Origin of the sequence: Variovorax sp. WS11, from assembly GCF_010499245.1 — a bacterium.
Classification (GTDB): Bacteria; Pseudomonadota; Gammaproteobacteria; order Burkholderiales; family Burkholderiaceae_C; genus Variovorax.
The window spans coordinates 493,845-512,862 of record NZ_JAAGOW010000002.1 but is presented as its reverse complement, the minus strand read 5'-3'; the positions used below and the strand labels follow the sequence as shown (position 1 = coordinate 512,862).

17 protein-coding genes are annotated in these 19,018 nt (G+C 67.4%); 2 read left to right on the top strand and 15 right to left on the bottom strand.

All coding sequences use genetic code 11. The annotated features are described in order from the left end of the window. Window positions 1–14 precede the first annotated feature (14 nt). The 13 genes from GXN78_RS22935 to GXN78_RS22880 all read right to left on the bottom strand — a co-directional run bounded on the left by GXN78_RS22935 (window position 15) and on the right by GXN78_RS22880 (window position 13,580). The gene (locus tag GXN78_RS22935) at window positions 15–1,055 is read right to left on the bottom strand and encodes an effector-associated domain EAD1-containing protein (RefSeq protein WP_106557631.1); all 1,041 of its coding nucleotides are present in this window, start codon (window positions 1,053–1,055) and stop codon (window positions 15–17) included. Beyond that, on the bottom strand, window positions 1,052–2,320 hold the full coding sequence (locus tag GXN78_RS22930; RefSeq protein WP_106557632.1) for a metallophosphoesterase: 1,269 nt from the start codon (window positions 2,318–2,320) through the stop codon (window positions 1,052–1,054). The genes GXN78_RS22935 and GXN78_RS22930 overlap by 4 nt, the downstream gene beginning before the upstream one ends. A 127-nt stretch (window positions 2,321–2,447) precedes the next feature. Beyond that, window positions 2,448–2,804 (bottom strand): hypothetical protein, encoded by a 357-nt coding sequence (locus GXN78_RS22925; RefSeq protein ID WP_164255670.1) that lies wholly within the window; start codon window positions 2,802–2,804, stop codon window positions 2,448–2,450. Beyond that, window positions 2,801–2,989 (bottom strand): hypothetical protein, encoded by a 189-nt coding sequence (locus GXN78_RS41420; RefSeq protein ID WP_239142931.1) that lies wholly within the window; start codon window positions 2,987–2,989, stop codon window positions 2,801–2,803. Before GXN78_RS41420 ends, GXN78_RS22925 begins: the two co-directional genes overlap by 4 nt. Next, complete coding sequence (locus tag GXN78_RS41415; protein WP_239142865.1) at window positions 2,911–3,177, bottom strand: RHS repeat-associated core domain-containing protein; 267 nt, start codon at window positions 3,175–3,177, stop codon at window positions 2,911–2,913. The genes GXN78_RS41420 and GXN78_RS41415 overlap by 79 nt, the downstream gene beginning before the upstream one ends. Window positions 3,178–3,537: 360 nt before the next feature. Beyond that, the gene (locus GXN78_RS22915) at window positions 3,538–3,813 is read right to left on the bottom strand and encodes a hypothetical protein (protein ID WP_146163073.1); all 276 of its coding nucleotides are present in this window, start codon (window positions 3,811–3,813) and stop codon (window positions 3,538–3,540) included. Between the two features lie 174 nt (window positions 3,814–3,987). Then, window positions 3,988–7,020 (bottom strand): transglutaminase domain-containing protein, encoded by a 3,033-nt coding sequence (locus GXN78_RS22910; RefSeq protein WP_106557635.1) that lies wholly within the window; start codon window positions 7,018–7,020, stop codon window positions 3,988–3,990. A gap of 81 nt (window positions 7,021–7,101) precedes the next feature. Continuing rightward, on the bottom strand, window positions 7,102–7,329 hold the full coding sequence (locus GXN78_RS42230; protein ID WP_106557636.1) for an RHS repeat domain-containing protein: 228 nt from the start codon (window positions 7,327–7,329) through the stop codon (window positions 7,102–7,104). A gap of 262 nt (window positions 7,330–7,591) precedes the next feature. Further along, complete coding sequence (locus tag GXN78_RS22900) at window positions 7,592–9,076, bottom strand: nucleobase:cation symporter-2 family protein (RefSeq protein WP_106557637.1); 1,485 nt, start codon at window positions 9,074–9,076, stop codon at window positions 7,592–7,594. A gap of 223 nt (window positions 9,077–9,299) precedes the next feature. Continuing rightward, complete coding sequence (locus GXN78_RS22895; RefSeq protein WP_106557638.1) at window positions 9,300–10,118, bottom strand: ABC transporter permease; 819 nt, start codon at window positions 10,116–10,118, stop codon at window positions 9,300–9,302. A 17-nt stretch (window positions 10,119–10,135) separates the two neighbouring features. Beyond that, entirely contained in the window at window positions 10,136–11,392 is a 1,257-nt protein-coding gene (locus GXN78_RS22890) for an ABC transporter permease (protein ID WP_106557639.1), read from the bottom strand. A gap of 6 nt (window positions 11,393–11,398) precedes the next feature. Beyond that, window positions 11,399–12,427 carry an ABC transporter substrate-binding protein gene (locus tag GXN78_RS22885; protein WP_106557640.1) on the bottom strand — a complete coding sequence of 343 codons (1,029 nt, stop codon included), beginning with the start codon at window positions 12,425–12,427 and terminating at the stop codon, window positions 11,399–11,401. Window positions 12,428–12,485: 58 nt separating this feature from the next. Then, a complete protein-coding gene (locus GXN78_RS22880) occupies window positions 12,486–13,580 on the bottom strand; it encodes an ABC transporter ATP-binding protein (protein WP_106557641.1) in 1,095 nt (364 codons plus the stop codon). A gap of 246 nt (window positions 13,581–13,826) precedes the next feature. Between GXN78_RS22880 and GXN78_RS22875 the strand changes: the two genes are divergently transcribed. Further along, complete coding sequence (locus tag GXN78_RS22875) at window positions 13,827–15,260, top strand: PLP-dependent aminotransferase family protein (RefSeq protein WP_106557642.1); 1,434 nt, start codon at window positions 13,827–13,829, stop codon at window positions 15,258–15,260. A 34-nt stretch (window positions 15,261–15,294) separates the two neighbouring features. Here the strand turns inward: GXN78_RS22875 and GXN78_RS22870 are convergent, their stop codons facing one another. Next, entirely contained in the window at window positions 15,295–16,206 is a 912-nt protein-coding gene (locus tag GXN78_RS22870; RefSeq protein ID WP_106557643.1) for a LysR family transcriptional regulator, read from the bottom strand. A 109-nt stretch (window positions 16,207–16,315) separates the two neighbouring features. Between GXN78_RS22870 and GXN78_RS22865 the strand changes: the two genes are divergently transcribed. Then, on the top strand, window positions 16,316–17,698 hold the full coding sequence (locus tag GXN78_RS22865; protein ID WP_106557644.1) for an acyclic terpene utilization AtuA family protein: 1,383 nt from the start codon (window positions 16,316–16,318) through the stop codon (window positions 17,696–17,698). Between the two features lie 11 nt (window positions 17,699–17,709). Here the strand turns inward: GXN78_RS22865 and GXN78_RS22860 are convergent, their stop codons facing one another. Next, a complete protein-coding gene (locus tag GXN78_RS22860; protein ID WP_106561508.1) occupies window positions 17,710–18,921 on the bottom strand; it encodes an IS110 family transposase in 1,212 nt (403 codons plus the stop codon). Window positions 18,922–19,018: the final 97 nt, after the last annotated feature.

Sequence of the window (19,018 nt, the reverse complement as noted above, 5' to 3'; positions counted from 1 at the left end):
CTCCGGAAAGGCGCTCAGTCCAGCGCGGGCAAGAGCCCCAGCTTGCCGATGGCGCCCATGCGCTGGAGGATGGCGCTCGTCGCGATGGCCCGGTTGGCGGCATGCGTCTCGGGGTCGACCCGGTGGTGCATCGCCAGCAGGGCCCAGTCCGCGGCAAAGCAGGGCGAGCCCGAGGAACCGTCTTCGGTCTCGGCCGAGTGCTCGTAGATGGCCTGCTCGTGGCCCGGCAGCCACTGGGTGACCACGCCGGGCGCCACCTCGATCGTGCGGCCGGCTGGGTGCTGCAGCACCAGGCAGCTTTCCTTGGGCAACTCGAAGGCGCGCGTGCCCAGGGCCAGCCAGCCGCGCTTCGTGCCGCCGGCCACGGGCTCGCTGCCGATCTCGCGCGAAAGGGGGAGCAGGACATAGTCCAGCTCCAGCTTGTGGCTGGCGTCCTGGTAGCCCGCGGCGGCGTCGAAGGGCACGTCGATGCCCGCGTCGGCCGGCTCATGGCCTTCGGCGGCGCGGAAGTCGAAGCAGGCCGAATAGCCGCCGGGAGCGCCGAGCTGGCCGGAGCCGCGCGGCGATTCGAAGACATGCCAGTTGCTCATCACCAGCCGGGGGGCGACCAGGAAGCCGGTGCCGACCGCATTGCCGCCGGCGCGGATCTGGCAGACGCGGCGCTCGCGCTGGATCATCTGCTGCCGCCAGCGGCCGGTGGATTCGAGTCCTGAGGCCTGGATGATCCTGGCCTGGAAGCCGGCGTCCAGTTGGGCGGCCCGGGGCCCGGTGAAGGGTGCGGGCGCGAAGCCGTGGCTCAGCGCGAGTGCCTGCAGCATGGGATTGCCGGGATTGCGCGCGACCGCGTCGCGCAACAGCATCTCGGTCCAACCCCGGGCCTCGGTGAGTTCGATCAGGTCGAAGGCCACGTCGTCCAGCGGGCCCTTGCCGACCTTTGCCTCCAGATTGATGTCGAGTGCGAAGGCTGCGAGTTGTTTCAGCGCGGCCCAGTTGCGGTAGCCATCGACCAGCGCATCGCGCGCGGCCTCCAGCTGTTCCGGGCTGAGCCGCTTCATGGCGCCTCGAACTCGAAATCGAACTCGTCGAGCGGCTGGTCACCGTCCGGGGCCCAATAGGTCTCGTGGACGGTGCGACCCTTGAGGTCCAGCGTCACGTAGCCGTTGGGTCCGTAGCGTGCGGGGTTCTCGGTCACATAGGGGTTGGGCCCGTCCAACACCACGCCGCCGGGCAGGTAGTTGGCGGCGTCGAAGCGGACCCAGCGCGTCTCGTTGCGCGCTCCGTTCTTGACCAGCCTGAAATAGGGAAAGCCGCTGTGGCCGATGCAGCGCCCGTGCATCTTCCAGCCCGGATGCCGGTCGTAGCGCACGCAGCTGTGCTCATGGCCCCAGTACCAGGCGGCGACGCGGCCGGTCGACAGCAACGGCATCAGCTTGTGCTGCAGCAGCGGGCCCTGCGACTCGAAGGCCGAGAAGGGCTGGTGATGCGAGAACAGCAGGATGCCGTGCCCGGGCAGCGCATCCGCCAGCGCGCGCAGCCAGGCCGTCTGCGTGCCGTACAGGTCGTGTTCGGCATAGGCGGTGTCCAGCCCGACCAGCAGCCAGTGCTCGTTGTGCAGCGCGAAGTAGCTGGCCGGCTGCGCGAAGGCGGCGCTGCCCAGGATGCGGTCGAAGTAGGCGTTGCCGCCGGTGTACATCTCGTGGTTGCCGTTGAGCGCGCGGTTCGCGGCGCCCGGATGCCGGGGCCAGTGCGCGAGGAAGCGCTCGTCGACCTCGTCGGCGTCGCCCGCGTAGTAGATGTCGCCCAGGTGCAGCACCATGTCGATGGCCTGCTTGTCGCTTTCGATCGAGCGGGCGCAGACCGGTGCGCCGTAGAGCCCGGTGCCCCAGTCGCTCAGCAGCGCGAGGCGGTAGTCGTTCGCGATCTCCTGCGAGCCGGGCGCCGCGTCGAGGAACTCGTGCTTGCGCAGTTTCTTGATCCAGTCGCGCAGGCTCCAGATCCAGCCGGGATCGACGTTGTCGAACTTGGCCTCGTAGCCCTCGGCGGTGGCCAGGTTCGCCGGCACCAGGCTGCTGCCCTTGGCGGCCTGCTTCGCTTCGTGCGCCAGATAAGTCTGCAGCAGCGACATCACGTGATCGTCGACCGAATGGAAGACGCCGGGCGGGTGCTGCACTTGCGCCGCGCTGCTGCGGCAGCGCCGGAGCTCGGCCAGGAAGCAGGCTTCCTCGACGTCGGCGGCGCTGGCGGATTCGAAGCCCTCGTTGCGAGCGCGCGTCAGCGCGTGCGCCACGGAAGAGATCGCGACCGAGACATTCGAGACCATCGCAGCTCCTCGAAGGGGCTCCTGCGCGGGAGCACCGCGTTATTGATCGCGGGCCAGCATAGCAGGCAGGGTCTCGGCGTCAATCGGAACCACACCCACGGGCCGGCAAGCATTGCCATCTGCCCCTTCAAAAAGCTGACGGAAAGGCAAACCAGACTCCGTCGACATCAGGATCAACGCCAGATCTCGTCCATTCGTCAACAAGTGAAATTGCGATGTCCAGGGGCCTGATGCCGTACTTGGTCGTTCGACTCCAGCCAAACGGCGCCGACATGTCGCCAACGATCGGCTCGGCACCGCCAGCAACCATCTCCTCTATAAAGCGCCTCACGAAAGCCGCGAGCACAGTGCCGCTCAAGCCGAATCCCTCTCGTCCCGCTTTCACCATCTGCCACATTCCGACTTGATCCGTTCTCGCCTCGAATAGAGATCTGCGAAACCACTCGGTATCGGAAATTCCGGCTCTCAGATGCATGTGTGTCATGGTTTTTGATGATCGGAGCCGCTGCCTATGACGTAGTCCCCCGCGCCGGATCCGCGGCTCGGGGCTCCGCCAACGCCAGCAGCCAGCGCCGCTGCGTCGCTGGCTTTCAGTCCGGAGGGGTCGGTCCTGTTCGCCGGGGTGTTGCCCACGTAGGCATACAGGTTGACGTCGTCCTTGTAGCGCATGGGTCGGTCTGCAGGAACCGGCCGAGGCTCGGCGAGTAGAAGCGCGCCTTGTAGTAGTACAGTCCGAGCTCGCCGATGAGCTGCTGGCCGATGTATCTGAACCTCGGCCCCGTCGTGGTGTTCGGCTCGCCATAGGGCCCATAGCTGTAGATGCCCGTGCTCGCGCCCGTCGCATTGGCGGTGGCCACGATGCTGCCCAGGTGGTCCGCGTAGAGCCAGTTCTTCGCAGTGGTGCCTGACCCCTCGTATCAGACGATGGGTTCGTTGGTACCGGGGCCATGCACGTAACGCCTTTGCAGCGTCGTGCCCGCCGCGTCGTACTCGGCGATCAGGATCGCGCCATTGAAGTGCCCCAGGCATTGCTGATGGCTCTTTCGAGACCTGCGACCGGTGCCACTACTTCGCGAGCGAGCGAGCCGGTCCGGCTTGCCGGGTTGTTGTCTCCGTAGGCATACAGATGACACTCCGCTGGGAGCGCATCGCCAGCGAGGTTTCGCGTTGTCGGTTGAAGACCTGTAGGCCTCTTTAAGAATGCCGGGCGACTCAGATCAAACGACCAAGCCAACCAGCCTCTCGGCGATGCTTTGCGTTCGGTTTCTGTCTGCTGTGAGACCCATGTGTTCATTTTCAACCCACAAGCGGTATTCAAATACCTCCTTGATCGGCTTGCGCGCGATCAACATCGAGTAAACCCTTGGGACGTAGTCATCGTATTCATCCTGCGCCTCAGGTATTGCCTGAACTCCTATCGGGTCCCATTCGTTAAGCAGCACATCCTTGATCTTCTGACGCAAGTACCGTGCTCGTTCTGCTGCTTCGCTCATCATGGCGCTCCTCGAATCACCGTCACAACCCGCCCTGTCTCGGAATTCACAATGACCCGAACATTGTTGACGGCATCGTAGACGCCGTTCGTACCGGCTCGCGTCGTGAACTGCGTCCCAGTGCTCAGCGCATTTTTGACAATCGAAGGCATCACGCCCCGGTTTTGCATCTGATCAAGCGCATGTCCAGAGAAGTCGCGGCCATTGATTTGCGTCGCCGTAGGGCCCATAGCTGTAGATGCCCGTGCTCGCGCCCGTCGCATTGGCCGTGGCCACGATGCTGCCCAGGTGGTCCGCATACAGCCAGTTCTTCGCGGTGGTGCCCGATCCCTCGTACCAGACGATGGGCTCGTCGGTGCCGGGGCCGTGCACATAGCGCCTTTGCAGCGTGGTGCCCGCCGCGTCGTACTTGGCGATCAGGTCCGCAGCGTCGTACAGCAGGTTCGTCGTGCTGGCCCCGATCACCGTTTGTCGCAGGCGCCCCTCGGCGTCGTAGGCGAGGCTCGCTGCCGTTCCGCTCTTGTTCGCGCTCTTCAGCCGGTTGTCCAGGTCGTAGCCGTAGCTCCAAGTGCCGTCGCTCGTCAGGTTGCCGTTGGCGTCATAGCCCATGGCTGCGCCACCGGCTGCGGTGTACTGGTTCAACCCGTTGCTGGTGTAGCTCCTGGTCCCCGGCGTGGCTCCGCTCCACTGGTACAGGTTGTTGGTCCAACTCACGTTCTTGAGCTCGCGCAGCTGGTTGCGCGTGTACGTGTACTGCACCCCCTGGGAGGGCGAAGCCAGGAAGTTCCTCAGGTTGGCCAAGGCGCCGTGGGCGTCATAGCCGCGCTCGATGGTGGTGCCGTTGCCCAAGGTCACCGTGGTGCGCCGGCCCACGCCGTCGTAGGCGTAGCTGGCCAGGTTGGCCGCCCCGGCCGACTGGTCGTACGTCGAGTGGCCGCCCGAGAGGCCGTTGCTGATGACGGAGCCCAGGTAGAGGCCGGAACCCACGGTGAAGTAACCGGCCCCCGCCCAGCTGTTCTCGGCGATGTCGCAGCGCGCCGGCAGGATCAGGCGCAGGCCCGAGGCCAGGTAGTTGCTGAAGTTGGCCAGGTGCGCACTGCAGTTCACCAGATTGGGCTGCACGGCACTGGCGTAGTTGGCGGATGTCGCGTTGTAGATGCGCTGGCCGGCGGCCGAGGCCAGGTCGATGAGCTTGACGGTGGAAACGGCCGGCACGCCGGTGGTCTGCTGCACGGCGGTGGACTCGAGAATGCTCACGTGCATGCCCCAGTTGGCAAAGGCCGCGCTCTCCTTGTCGACATTGCCCGCGAGGTTGGCCACGGCCAGCACGTTGCTCGGGAGGTCGACGTAGGCACTGCCGGTGTAGCCCACGATGCCGACCTGGTGCTGGTGCAGCAAAGTCGTGTCGGCGATGCGCTCGGTGATCGAGCCGGCGTGGGTGTTCTGCGCGATCCACTGGGCGCCCATGACGGCGAGGGTGGAGCCGAGCAAAGGTTCGGAGGCATCGGCGGCGCCGGAAGCCTTGAGGTCGCTCTGGATGCGGCGGTAGTTCTCCGCGGGGCCACGGCCTGCGGGCCCCCAGCCGTTGGCAATGAGGAAGGTGTTGGTGCCGCCGCCCTTGATCTTCTGGGTGAAGCTGTGGTTGGCCCAGGTGGAGACGTAGGCGTTGTGGGTGACGGTGAAGGTGATCGCCGTCGAGGTGCCGGGGGTCACTGCCGTGCCGGGATTGCCCACCGCGACGCCATCGAGCTTGAGCACGGGTTGATTGGCGCCGTTGTAGGTGAGGGTCAGACGCCGGCCATAGATGGCGTCGGAGGTGTAGGTCTGGTCGATGCCCTGGTACTGGATGCGCAGGGTGGGCTTCATGTAGCCCGGCAGCTCCGCCAATTCCTCGCTGCCCCAGGCGGTGTTCTGGTAGGGCAGCGCGCTCTGGCGCAGCGCCCCGTAGAAGGGGGTGATGGTCTTGCCGCCGAGGACGTCGTCCAGCGTGGCGGCGGGCTTGTTGGCGCGCAGGTACCCGGCAAGGTTGGTGGCGTAGCCGGCGAGCTTGCTGCGGATGTTGGCCCGGTGGATGTTCTGGACGTAGTCGCCAGTGACGGTGGCGCCGCTCTGGGCGGAGGCCAGATGGCTTGCCGCGTCGTAGCCGGTGGTGGCGGCGCTGGCGAGGTCGATGCCGCTCTTGAAGGTGTGGGGCTTGTAGCTGGGGTCGAAGGCATACCAGCTGCCGTTGATCTTGACCTTGACCCAGACGTGCTCGAAGGACACATCGGTCAAGGCGGCCACGGTGCCGGGGCAGCTGCCGGCGCTGGTGGCGTTGATCTCGTAGACGGGGATCTGGGCCTGGCCGAGCAGGGACAGGACGCCGCAGGCGTTGGCGGTGCTCACGCCCCACCACTCACCGAGCTGCGCAGCGCTGAGCTTGGCGATGCCGCGCACGTAGTTGGCCTCGACGCCCGAGGCGCGCAGGAGCTCGACCATCAAGGTGGCTTGGTCGTGGGCGGTGGCCTGGTTGTCCAGCACCGAGCCAAGGGCTCCTTTTTGCGATCCGAAGACAGGGTAGTACTCGATGTTGTTGCGGACGTACTGGTAGATGAGATCGGGGTGGTGGCGCAAGGAGCGCGCGAGCTCGGCGATGGAGGCGGGGCCCAAGGCGTTGCCATCGCCGGAGATCTTCATGACCGATGTCGAAGCCGAGGCCGAGGTCTTGTTGGTCTTGGGGGCCGCAGTGACGCCTTGATTGACGTTGGCCGGAAGCACCCTGGCCTTCAGGACGCGCTGCGCGTCGGCGAAGGTGACCGGGGGCATGTTGGCGCGCAGCACGCCGGGGGCCGGGGCGAACTCGCCGGTGCCGGCGGCGCCGGGTGCGGTGGCGCTGCGGGTGGAGACTCCGGACTCCTTGGCACCGTCCTTGACGGCCTCTCGCCGTACAGGGTCCCTCGCCGTGGGCAGATCGTCCGGCAGGTAGCGCAGGGCGGGTTGGCCGCTGGCGAAGTTCAATGAGCTGCCCCATCCCGCGGTGGCATTGGTGGACGAACGCTGGCTGATGTTGGGCTTGGCATTGGCACTGGCAGCGGGAACGCCAAGGGCGACGGAAGGCGGTGCCGCCTTGCGAGTCGCGCCGCTCTGCATCTGCGCAGCAGCGATGCCGCCTGCAAGCGATGTGGCAACGGCCACGACAACGGCGCAGGCGCGCGCGAGCTTGGACATGGGAACTCCCCCAGTGTTTTGATGGAAAAGGAAACGAGCAGCCCTGCCCTCCGGGCCCGGGGCTGCGACAGCGCGCCGAAGCTACGGCGTGGTGTTCACCACCGAGGTGCGATTGCCCGCGGGGTCGTAGCTGTAGGTGATCGTGGTGGAGGAAGCACCGTTGCTGTAGACGGTGCTGGCCAAGCGGCCCAGGGCGTCATAGCTGTAGCTCACGGAACCGGCGTGGGCTGCGAGAGCAGCGGCGCACGGGCAAGCGGCGAGGACGTTGCGGAACGGAATCCGGATCGATACGCGGCGATCGGATGGCATCGACGTGCGCGAACTCGATGCGTGCGCTGGCAATGCAGCGGGATTTTTCTTTCTCATGGGGCCCCTGGCTTCTTGATGTGGCGCGGACTGTAGCCGAGCCAGGAGCTATCAAATACTCGCTTTTTGTCGCGCAAAGGTTACCGGCTCGGTCTTTCAAGCATGACCCGCGCCTCAAAGCACGCTCGCAAATGTGTCCGGCGAGGCTATGCGCAACGCACGGATTCAGCTTCTGCTGCTTCTGCAGCAGAAGCTTTGGAGCGCCTCAGTGTGCCTCGGCCTGCTTGGCCGCGGCAATCACCGCTTCATCGTCCTGCTTCGCGCCGTTCAAGAAGAGATTCAGCAGCACCGCCGCGATCGACGCCAGGAGGATGCCCGACTCCACCAGCGAGTGGATCGCATGCGGCATCCATTGCTTGAAGTTGGGCGCGATCAGCGGAATCATGCCGATGCCGATCGACACCGCGACGATCATCGCGTTGTGGCGGTTGCCCTTGAAGTCCACGCCGCCGAGGATGCGGATGCCGGTGGCCGCGACCATGCCGAACATCACCAGGCCCGCACCGCCCAGCACCACCGTGGGCAGCGACTCCACCAGCGCCGCCATCTTGGGCAGGAGGCCCAGCACGATCAGGATCACGCCGCCGGCCACGCAGACGAAGCGGCTCTTGATGCCGGTCACCGCCACCAGCCCGACGTTCTGCGAGAAGCTGGTGTAGGGGAAGGTGTTGAACACGCCGCCGATCAGCGTGCCCAGGCCGTCGGTGCGCAGGCCGCGGGCCAGGTCCTTCTGGCCGATGTTGCGGCCGGTCATCTCGCCGAGCGCGAGGAACATGCCGGTGGACTCGATCATCACCACGATCATGATCAGCGTCATGGTGAGGATCAGGATCGGGTCGAACTGCGGCATGCCGAAGTGGAAGGGCAGCACCACGTCGACCCAGGCAGCCTTGCCCACTTTCTCGAAGGTCATGAAGCCGAAGACCGTGGCGACCACGGCGCCGATCACGATGCCCAGCAGTACGGAGATGTTGGCGATGAAGCCGCGGGCGTATTTCACGATCAGCAGGATCGACACCAGCACCAGCGCCGCGATGCCCAGGCCGCCCAGGTCGGCATACTTGGGATTCGGCACCGAGGGCACGATGGCCAGCCCCTTGGGGATGGGCGGCACCGAGCTGCCCGGCGAGGTGACCTCGGCCAGCCACTTGGCGTAGACCGGGTCGACCAGCGCGGGCGCCGTCGGTCCCACCGGGTTGCCGAAGATCCAGTTGATGCCCACGCGCATCAGGCTGATGCCGATCACCGCGATGATGGTGCCGGTCACCACCGGCGGGAAGAAGCGCAGCATGCGCGAGACCAGCGGCGCGATCAGTATCGAGATGACGCCCGCGCCGATGATGGCGCCGAAAAGCAGCTGCGCCCCGTTCTGGCCCGGGTTGGCGTTGGCGATCGCGACCATGGGAGCGACCGAGGCGAAGGTCACGCCCATCATCACCGGCAGCTTGATGCCGAACCATTGCGTGGCGCCCAGCGCCTGGATCAGCGTGGCGATGCCGCAGCAGAAGAGGTCGGCCGAGATCAGCAGCGCGACCTCGTCGGGACTGAGCTTGAGCGCGCGGCCGACGATCAGCGGCACGGCCACCGCGCCGGCGTACATCACCAGCACATGCTGCAGGCCGAGTGCGGTGAGCTTGCCGGCGGGCAGCCGCTCGTCGACGGGGTGGACGGAGGAAGAGGAAGCGGTCATGCAGGGAGCTCCTGGCGCGGATGGCGAAGGGGGCGAGCACGGGCCTGGGGCCGATGGCTCACACATCTGTACGCCAGACTGTATACAGTTTATGGACGCAACCGTATGGCGGAAAACCCGAGGCCGGTGCGAGTCCCGCCCTTGCTACTGCGGCGAGGGAATGAGCGTGGGGTGCGCTGCGGCAGGCGAACCCGACGTATTCAGGTCCATGCGTGAAGCTGGTTCAGCGGCGGCGGCCGCGCAGCCATTCGAGCACCAGCAGCAGGCTGGTGGTGAACAGGATCAGCAGCGTCGCGACGGCGGCGATGGTGGGCGAGATGTTCTCGCGAATGCCGGTGAACATCTGGCGCGGCAGCGTGACCTGGTCGGGCCCGGCCAGGAACAGCGTGACCACCACTTCGTCGAAGGAGGTCGCAAAGGCGAACAGCGCGCCCGAGATCACGCCCGGAGCGATCACCGGCAGCGTGATGCGCATGAAGGTGTTGAATGGCGTTTCGCCCAGGCTCAGAGAGGCGCGCACCAGGTTGTGGTTGAAGCCGGCCAGCGTCGCCAGCACGGTGGTCAGCACGAAGGGCGCGCCCAGCGCGGCATGCACCGCGATCAGGCCGACGTAGCTGTCGGCCAGCCCGATGGGCGCGAAATAGAGGTACGTGGCCACGCCCACCACCACGATGGGCACCACCATCGGCGAGATCAGCACGCTCATGAGCAAGCCCTTGAACGCGAATTCGGTGCGCGACAGGCCCACTGCGGCGAGTGTGCCCAGAACGGTGGCGAGCACCGTCGCGGCGGGCGCGACGATGAAGCTGTTGCGCGCCGCCCGCGCCCATTCCGGCGATTCGAACAGGTTGCGGTACCACTTGAGGGACCAGCCAGGGATCGGGTAGGCGAGGAAGGAGCTGTCGGAAAAGGACAGCGGGATCACGACCAGGATCGGTGCCAGCAGAAAGGCGAGCACCGCCACGCAGCCGGCGCGCACCGCCCACCAGCCGAGCTTGTCGGCGAAGGTGGCGTAGGCGGGAAATTCGGGAAGCTTCGGCATGCTTGTCTTTCGTGTGCTCAGCCCAGGCTCAGGTCGGCCTTGCCGACGCGGCGGTACACGGCATAGAGCACCAGCGTGGCGGCCAGCAGCAGGGCGCCGAGCGCGCAGGCCATGCCCCAGTTGATTTCGACATTGGTGTAACGCGCGATGTAGTAGCTCAGCATCTGGTCGTCGGCGCCGCCCAGGAGTGCCGGTGTCACGTAGTAGCCGATCGCCAGGATGAAGACCAGCAGCGCGCCGGCGCCGATCCCCGGATAGGTCTGGGGCACATAGACGCGGAAGAAGGCCGCCAGCGGCGGGCTGCCGAGCGAGACGGCTGCGCGCACATAGGTCGGCGGCACGCTTTTCATGACGCTGTACAGCGGCAGGATCATGAAGGGCAGCAGGATGTGGACCATCGAGATGATCACGCCGGTGCGGTTGAAGAGGAGCGCCAGCGGGTGGTCGATCAGCCCGATGCCCATGAGGCCGCGGTTGACCAGCCCCTCGGACTGCAGCAGCACGATCCAGGCCGCCACGCGCACCAGGATGGAGGTCCAGAAGGGCACCAGGACCAGGATCATCAGCACGTTGGCCTTGCGCGCCGGCAGCGTCGACAGCCACCACGCGAGCGGGTAGGCGAGCAGCAGGCAGAAGAAGGTGACCACGGCGCTGATTTCGAAGGTGCGCAAGAGGATGCCGCCGAAGGCGCGCTGGTCCGGCGGCATGCGCTCGACGCTGCCCGAGGCGTCGCGCCGCAGGTCGACCGAGGCCAGAAGGTAGTCGGGCGTCCAGCGCGAGCCGTTCTTGGCGATTGCCTGCCAGTAGGGCGCCTCGCCCCAGCGCGGGTCGATGCCCAGCAGGCGTTCCTTGATTTCCTCCGGCGTGCCGGCGATCGGCAGCGCGCGGTAGGTGCTCATCACGAGCGAGCGGGCGCCGGCGATCTCGGTGTTGAGCCGGCGAGCCAGCGCCCCCGCGTCGGCGCTGTCGGGCAACTGGCCGAGGTCGGCCGCGATGGCGGCATAGGCCTGCGGCGCGGGGGCGTCGTGGCGATTCCAGCCGTCGAGCGCGCGCACCGTTCGGGGCAAGGCATTGGCCACTTCCGGGTTCTCGACCGCGCGCTGCAGCAGCGCCACGATCGGCACCAGCAGCGTCAGCAGCAGGAACAGCAGCAGCGGCAGCGTGAGTGCGAACGCGCGCCACTTGCGACGCGCCTCGGCGCGCGCCAGGGCGCGCCGAAGCTCCCGTGGCGGGGCCTCCGCCGGGAGGTGGGAGGCGAGCGTTGCCGCGTGCATGGCCGCTTACTGCGTCGCCCATGAGGCGAAGCGCTTCTCGAGCGCCTCGCCCTGGTCGGCCCAGAAGGCGACGCTGAACTGGATGGCTTCCTTGGCATTGGCGGCCGAGGTCGGCAGGTCGTCCAGCACCTTCTTGTCGAGCGACGCCAGGGCCTTGGTGTTGGTCGGGCCGTAGGCGATGTTCTGCGCATAGACCGCCTGTGCCGCGGGCTGCATGGCGAACTGGATGAACTTGAGCGAGGCCTCCTTGTTGGGCGCGCCCTTCGGAATGACCCAGTAATCGAGGTCGTAGATGCCGCCCGGCCAGAAGATCTTCAGGTTGCGGCCTTCGCGGTTGGCGGCGTCGATGCGGCCGTTGTAAACCGTGGTCAGCACCACGTCGCCGGCCACCAGGAACTGCGGCGGTTGCGCGCCGGCTTCCCACCACTGGATGTTCGGCTTGAGTTCGGTGAGCTTCTTGAAGGCGCGGTCGGCGCCCTCCTTGGTGGCCAGCACTTTGTAGACGTCAGCCGGCTTCACGCCGTCGGCCATCAGCGCGAACTCGAGGTTGTAGCGCGCGCCCTTGCGCATGCCGCGCTTGCCCGGGATCTTCTTCACGTCCCAGAAATCGGCCCAGGAGGTAGGGGCCGTCTTGAGCTTCTCGCCGTTGTAGGCCATGACGGTGGACCATACAAACACGCCGACGCCGCATTCGGTGACGGCGGCCGGCAGGAGGTCCGCTTTGTTGCCGATCTTCGCGTAGTCGAGCTTCTCGAACAGGCCTTCGTCGCATCCGCGCGCAGCGTCGGGCGATTCGACCTCGACCACGTCCCACGTGACCTTCTTGGTCTCGACCATTGCCTTGATCTTGGCCTGCTCGCCGTTGTATTCGACCGGGATGACCTTGGTGCCGGTCTTTTCGTAGGGCTCGTAGTAAGCCTTCTTCTGGGCATTGGCGTTGGCGCCGCCGAAGTTGACGACGGTGATCTGCTGCTGCGCAAATGCCGGCAGCGCGAGCACGGCGGCCACGACGAGGGCGAGGCGGGTTTTTTTCATGGAAGGAAGATTCCTTGTGGGTTGGCGGTGGCAGAAAAAAGAAAGGGAGCGAGGGCGCTCAAGCCGCATAGATGCGCACGTGGTCGACCGGGAGCCTGAGCCCGACCCGCTCGCCGCTTTGCGGTGGTGCGGCGCCCTGCAGGCCGCTCAGCGGCAGCTTGACCGTGGCGTCCGCCTGGCCGCCGCCGATGGTGCACAGCAGCCGCAGGTGGTCGCCGAAGTAGATGACGCGTGCCACCTCGGCCGCGAGCACCTCGGGGTCCGCGGCCTCGACCTGCCGCAGCAGCACCACGCGTTCGGGGCGGATGCACGCCTCGACCTGGGCACCTGCGGCTGCGCCGCTCACGTTCAGGCCAGTCAGTACGCGGCCGTCGGGCAGCGCCATCTCGGCGACCTTGCCGGCGCTGCGCAGCACGCCCTTGAGCACCGTGTTGTCGCCGACGAAGCCGGCGACGAAACGGTTGGCCGGCCTCTCGTAGAGCTGCTCCACCGTGTCGAGCTGCTGGATCACGCCTTCGTTGAACACGGCGACGCGGTCGCTCATGGTGAGGGCTTCGCCCTGGTCGTGCGTCACATAGACGAAGGTCACGCCGAGCTGGCGATGCAATTCCTTGAGCTCGATCTGCATGTGTTCGCGCAGCTGCTTGTCGAGCGCGCCGAGCGGTTCGTCCATCAGCACCAGCTGCGGCTCGAACACCAGGGCGCGCGCCAGCGCCACGCGCTGCTGCTGGCCTCCGGAAAGCCGGCCGGGCAGCCGGTCGTCCATGCCGCGCAGCTGCACCATCTCGAGCGCGCGTTTCACGCGGCGCTGTTGCTCGTCCTTCGGCACCTTGCGCACCGTGAGCGGGTAGGCCACGTTCTGGCCCACGCTGAGATGCGGGAACAAGGCGTAGTTCTGAAACACCATGCCGAAGTGCCGCTTGTGCGGCGGCGTGCCGGTGATATGGCGGCCGTCGAGCAGGATGTCGCCGGAGGTCGGCGACTCGAAGCCCGCCAGCATCATCAGCGTGGTGGTCTTGCCAGAACCCGAAGGCCCGAGCAGGCTCAGGAATTCGCCGCGGTGGATGTCCAGGTCGAGCTGGCGCACCACCAGCTGTTCGCCGTCGTAGGTTTTCTGGACGCGCTGGAAGCGCACCAGAGGTTCTTGGGTCATGGCGGTGTTCAAGGATGGGCCGATCAGCGCAGCGCGGCGAAACTGTCCGCCGGCGGCGCCGGGTCTTCGTCTACTAGCAAGTCGGATGCCGTCGGTGGAATGGGAATGGCGGCACTTTAGGTTTCGCAAGCCGGCGCGGCCATGTACAGCCGGAGCGCCCATTCGGCGGACTGTACTGGTCTTGTATCCTGTACATACTTTCCTCCATATGGTGCAGATCGGTCTGCCCGCCCCAGGCTTACTCCGATGCTCATTCTTCGCCCCGAACTTCCAACACCTCTGGTCGGCCAGATCGTGGAGGGGCTGCGCGGGTTGATTGGCACCCAGAGACTCAAGGCCGACAGCAAGCTGCCGTCGATTCGCGCCTTCGCCGCCGCCCACGGCGTCAGCGTCTTCACCGTGGTCGAGGCCTACGACCGACTGGTGGCCCAGGGCCTGCTGGTGTCGCGCGCCAACGCGGGATTCTTCGTCAAGCGGCGCAGCGAGGAGGGCGCCGCCGGTGCGCCCGGCACGCCGCGCGCCGATCCGCGCTTCGACGCACGGTGGTACCTGCAGCAGATCTTCGAGAACCGCAACCTGCAGCTCAAGCCGGGCTGCGGCTGGCTGCCGCACGACTGGCTGTTCGAGGATGGCATGCGCCGCAGCCTGCGTCACCTGTCCGCCGGCGGCACCGACATCGGCGGCTACGGCCTGCCCTTCGGGCACATGGCGCTGCGCATGGCGGTGGCCGAATCGCTCTCGGAGCGGCAGATCGTGGTCGACGCCGCGCAGGTGCTGCTGACCCAAGGCTCCAGCCAGGCGCTGGACCTGGTGGCTCGCCGGCTGCTGAAGCCGGGCGAAGCGGTGTTGGTGGATGACCCCGGCTATCCCAACCTGATGTTCATGCTGCGCTTCCTGGGCGTCCAGCTCATCGGCGTGCCGCGAACGCCGACCGGCTACGACCTCCCGGCACTGGAGGCGCTGCTGGCGGTGCACCGGCCCAAGGCCTTCTTCACGCAGCCGCGGCTGCAGAGCCCGACTTGCTCGACGGCTTCCCTGCCGCAGCTCGTGCGGCTGCTGGAACTCGCCCGGGCGCACGATTTCATGCTGGTCGAGAACGACATCTACGCTGATATGGACGCGTCGATGCGGCCCTCGCTTGCCAGCCTGGGGCAGTTGCGCGAGGTCGTCTACGTGAGCAGCTTCTCGAAGACCATTTCGCCGAACATCCGCGTTGGTTATGTCGTCGCCAGGCCCGAACTGCTCGAAGACCTGGCCCAGCTCAAGATGGTCTCGGGACTGACCTCCTCGGACATCACCGAGCGGCTGGCCTTTGGTACCGTGACCGACGGCCGCTGGCGCAAGCATCTCAAGTCGCTGCGCGACCGGCTGGGCCGGGCACAGGCCGGCGTGGCGCGCCGGCTCGACGCGTTGGGCTTCGAGCTGTTCCATGAGGCATCGGCAGGGATGTATCTGTGGGCCCGGCATCCGGACATCGTCGACAGTGCCGAACTGTCCACGCGGGCGGCCGCCGAGGGCATCATGCTCGGCCCGGGGCAGTTGTTCCTGGTCAATCCGCGTCCGACCGGGTGGCTGCGCTTCAATGTCGCGTTCAGCGAGGACGAGCGGCTCTGGAGCTTTCTGGGCCGCAGCATCGAACAGCAGCAGTGCCGCGAGCTGTCGCAGCAGGTCGAGGGATGAATGCGGTCGGTGTGAGCGCCTGGCGAAGGGGGCTTCAGATCGACAGGGACCCCAGCCGCTCCACGACCATGTCGTGCAAGCCCTGCGCCGCCGCCGACAGGCTGCCCTCGCGCCGCTGCACCACGTAGATGCGCCGCGTGAGCTGGGGCAGCGGCAGCGGCCGGATCGCGATGGTCTCGCGCCTGAACTGGTAGAGCGTGAGCGTGGGCACCACGCTGATGCCGAGGCCGGCCTCGACCATGCCCATCACGGTGGCCAGCTGCTCGACCTCGAGCACCGTGTTCATCGCCAGCGGATGCAGCGCGACCTCGAGCGCCTGGCGCACGCTGCTGTTGCGCGTCATGTGAATGAAGGAGAAGGGCTGGAGCTTGCGCAGCGTGAGCCGGGGCTCGGTCGCCAGCGGATGGTCGGCCCGGCACACCAGATGGAAGCGATCGGTGCACAGCACGCGCATGCGCAACTCGGCGCTGTCGGCCGCGCGGCTGCCGGCCGCCGCCAGCGCGAAGTCGGCCTGGCCGCCGCGCACGAGGTCGATGCAGGCGTCCGACAGCTGGTCGCTCAGCGCCAGCTCGATGCCGGGCCATTGCGCGTGGAAGTCCGAGAACAGCGCGGGCAGCCAGCCCGCCGCGAGCGAGGGCAGGGCGGCGACGTGCACGCGGCCCTTGCGGCGCTCCACGTGGTCGCCCAGGTCGCCGATGGCGCGCTCGACATCGGCCAGCAGACGGCGCGCCGAGGCTTCGAACAGACGTCCCTCGGGCGTGAGCTGCACGCTGCGCGTGTTGCGGTCGAACAGGCGCGTGCCCACCTCCTGCTCCAGCTGGCGGATCAGCGTGCTGAAGGCCGGCTGCGACAGATGGCAGGCCTGCGCGGCGCGCGTGAAGTGGGGCAGGTCGACCAGCGCGACGAAGGCGCGCAGCTGGCGGGTGGAAAGCTCCGTGGCTGCCATGTGTCTTCTACTTTGTGAATTGATCTGAAATTCGAATGAGCCGATCCGAAGTTTCGATTTTACGGATGACTGCGGAATGCCTACATTCGCATCACAACCCGAGACAAGCATGAGCCCTTCGCCTGCATCCTCCCTGCTGATCGGCTGCGCCGCCGGCTTCTCCGGCGACCGCACCGATGCCGCCGGCCCCGTGGTGGACACCCTGATCGCCCGGCTCGCGGGCGGGCCTGCGGGACAGCGCGTCTTCCTCATCTTCGAGACGCTGGCCGAGCGCACGCTGGCCCTGGCCCAGCTGCGCCGCCGCGCCGACCCCGACGCCGGCTACGAGCCGCTGCTCGACGCGATGCTGCGGCCGGTGCTGGCGCGCTGCCTCGCGCACGGAATCCGCATCGTCAGCAACTTCGGCGCCGCCAACCCGCGCGCGGCGGCGCGCCACATCGCCCGCCTGGCCCGCGAGCTCGGAGCCCCCGCGCCGCGCATCGCGGTGGTGGAGGGCGACGATCTCTCGGGCAACGAACACCGCCCCCTGCTGCGCGAGCAGCTGGGCACGGCGATGGACGGCATGCGCGTGGTCAGCGCCAACGCCTACATCGGCGCGGAGCCGATCGCCGCGGCCCTCGATGCCGGCGCGCAGATCGTGGTCTGCGGGCGCGTGGCCGATCCTTCGCTCACCGTCGGGCCGGCGATGTCGCATTTCGGGTGGCGCGCCGACGACTGGGCGCGCCTCGGCCGCGCCACCATGGCCGGCCATCTTCTCGAATGCGGCGCGCAGGTCTGCGGCGGCTACTTTGCCGACCCGGGCTACAAGGACGTGCCGGGGCTGGATGCGATCGGCTTCCCGATCGCCGAGATCGACGCCGACGGCGGCTGCACGCTGGGCAAGGCCGAAGGCACCGGCGGCTTCGTGAGCGAAGCCACGGTCAAGGAGCAGCTGCTCTACGAGGTGCACGACCCGGCCGCCTACCTCACGCCCGACGTGGTGGCCGACATCGGCGAGGCCGAGGTGCGCACCGCCGGCGCTGACCGCGTGGCGCTGTCCGGCGTGCGCGGCCATGCGCGGCCGGCGCAGTACAAGGTCAACGTCTGCTACGAGGGCGGCTGGCTGGCCGAAGGCGAGATTTCCTATGCCGGCGCGCGCGCCGAGGCGCGGGCCCGGCTGGCGGCCGACATCCTGCGCAGCCGGCTCGCGGGGCTTGCGCTGCGCGTGGACCTGATCGGCGCCCTCAGCATCCTGGCCGATGACGGCGGCCGCGCCCTGGCGGCCACGCCCGCGGGCGAGGCGCGCGACGTGCGGCTGCGCGTGGCCGCGGTGCACGACGAGCGCGCGCAGGCCGAGCGGCTCACGCGCGAGGTGATGGCGCTCTACACCTGCGGCCCGGCCGGCGGCGGCGGCGTGCGCACCGCGCTCACGCCGCGCCTCAACACCCGCTCCTGCCTGCTGCCGCGCGAGCAGGTGCCGGTGCGCTTCGAGATGCTGGAGGAGCAGTCATGAGACATCCTGTGTCAACCCCCAGTTGCGGCGAGGTGGAGCATGGCGGCGGTGTGTCGCTGCACGTCGTAGGGCTGGTGGTTCTGCCAAGCGCGCCAGATCACGCGCAGCCAGGCGCGCGCGAGGATGCGGATGGCGTGCGGATGATCACAGCCGCGAGCGCGGGCCTTTTGATAGACCTGCGCGGCCCAGGCGCTGGCGTGGCGCGAGTTGTCGGCCAGGCAGGTGATGGCGGCGCGCAGGCGATGGTTGCAGGCCCATCGAAACGCCACTGCCTTGCTTTTGCCGGACTCGTAGGTAATCGGAGTCACGCCGGCTTCGGCGGTGAGACGTTCGACATTGTCGAAGCGCTCGCGCACGCTGCCGATCTCGGCCAGGATCTGGGCTGCGCAGATGCGTCCGGCGCGCGGGAAGCTCATGATGATCTGGCCATCTTCGCTGGAGGCGACGGCGTGCTCGATACGGCTGGTCAGCAGGCGGATCTGTTCGACGAGGCGCTCGAGCACGCGCGCGAGGCTGCATGCCAGCTCGCCCTTGGCTTCGATCTCGAGCTCGCCCAATGCGACAGCAGCAGCCTGGTGCAGCCGCTGGAGCAATTCCTCGGGCGCGCGGCGGCCGCTGTAAGCGTGCTGGGCACAGAAGGCAGCCATGCGCTTGGGGCCCAGCCGGCTGGCCGACTCGGGTGTGGGATAGCGCTGGATGAAGGCCAGCGCGATCGGCGAATCCACATCGGCGAACACCTCGGCGGCGCCCGGCCAGAACGACTGAAGCAACTCGCGCAGTTGGTTGGCCAGCTGCACGCGGGTGGCGACCAGGTCATCGCGCCCGCGCACCAGGGCGCGCAGGGTGCGGATCTCGTCGCTTTGGGGCGCGAGCGGCTTGAAGCGATGGCCGTCGGTGCGCAGCAAGTCCGCCAGCAGGTAGGCGTCAGTGGCGTCGCTCTTGCCGCCGTGGCTGCGGTAGCGCGGCCGAGTGGCCTTCACGACATTGGGATGGATCGGCACCACCTGCAAGCCAGCCTCCAGCAGCGCATCGACCACCAGCCCCGAGGGCCGCTCGATCGCCACGGCTGTGACGCGCGCGGCCTTCAGGCGCCGGCACAGCTCGGCCAGTCCGGCTGCGTCGTGGCTGACTTCGAATTCGCATCGCACGGTGCCGCGCTCGTCGACGACGCACACGGCATGGGTTCGGCTGGCCCAATCCAGCCCGGCAAAGTACTTGGTCATGGACAAACTCCTGCAAGTTGCGGTATGACTTGCCGTGTCGGAAGCCCACGCGGGTCGCTCACTGATAGGCGCTCCTGGCGATCAACCTTGGCGCTAC

Excerpts from the sequence above, each read along its gene's own strand:
- GXN78_RS22935 (WP_106557631.1), bottom strand. The coding sequence starts at position 1,055 with ATGAAGCGGCTCAGCCCGGAACAGCTGGAGGCCGCGCGCGATGCGCTG.
- GXN78_RS22930 (WP_106557632.1), bottom strand. The coding sequence starts at position 2,320 with ATGGTCTCGAATGTCTCGGTCGCGATCTCTTCCGTGGCGCACGCGCTG.
- GXN78_RS22925 (WP_164255670.1), bottom strand. The coding sequence starts at position 2,804 with ATGACACACATGCATCTGAGAGCCGGAATTTCCGATACCGAGTGGTTT.
- GXN78_RS41420 (WP_239142931.1), bottom strand. The coding sequence starts at position 2,989 with ATGCGCTACAAGGACGACGTCAACCTGTATGCCTACGTGGGCAACACC.
- GXN78_RS22915 (WP_146163073.1), bottom strand. The coding sequence starts at position 3,813 with ATGAGCGAAGCAGCAGAACGAGCACGGTACTTGCGTCAGAAGATCAAG.
- GXN78_RS22910 (WP_106557635.1), bottom strand. The coding sequence starts at position 7,020 with ATGTCCAAGCTCGCGCGCGCCTGCGCCGTTGTCGTGGCCGTTGCCACA.
- GXN78_RS42230 (WP_106557636.1), bottom strand. The coding sequence starts at position 7,329 with ATGCCATCCGATCGCCGCGTATCGATCCGGATTCCGTTCCGCAACGTC.
- GXN78_RS22900 (WP_106557637.1), bottom strand. The coding sequence starts at position 9,076 with ATGACCGCTTCCTCTTCCTCCGTCCACCCCGTCGACGAGCGGCTGCCC.
- GXN78_RS22895 (WP_106557638.1), bottom strand. The coding sequence starts at position 10,118 with ATGCCGAAGCTTCCCGAATTTCCCGCCTACGCCACCTTCGCCGACAAG.
- GXN78_RS22890 (WP_106557639.1), bottom strand. The coding sequence starts at position 11,392 with ATGCACGCGGCAACGCTCGCCTCCCACCTCCCGGCGGAGGCCCCGCCA.
- GXN78_RS22885 (WP_106557640.1), bottom strand. The coding sequence starts at position 12,427 with ATGAAAAAAACCCGCCTCGCCCTCGTCGTGGCCGCCGTGCTCGCGCTG.
- GXN78_RS22880 (WP_106557641.1), bottom strand. The coding sequence starts at position 13,580 with ATGACCCAAGAACCTCTGGTGCGCTTCCAGCGCGTCCAGAAAACCTAC.
- GXN78_RS22875 (WP_106557642.1), top strand. The coding sequence starts at position 13,827 with ATGCTCATTCTTCGCCCCGAACTTCCAACACCTCTGGTCGGCCAGATC.
- GXN78_RS22870 (WP_106557643.1), bottom strand. The coding sequence starts at position 16,206 with ATGGCAGCCACGGAGCTTTCCACCCGCCAGCTGCGCGCCTTCGTCGCG.
- GXN78_RS22865 (WP_106557644.1), top strand. The coding sequence starts at position 16,316 with ATGAGCCCTTCGCCTGCATCCTCCCTGCTGATCGGCTGCGCCGCCGGC.
- GXN78_RS22860 (WP_106561508.1), bottom strand. The coding sequence starts at position 18,921 with ATGACCAAGTACTTTGCCGGGCTGGATTGGGCCAGCCGAACCCATGCC.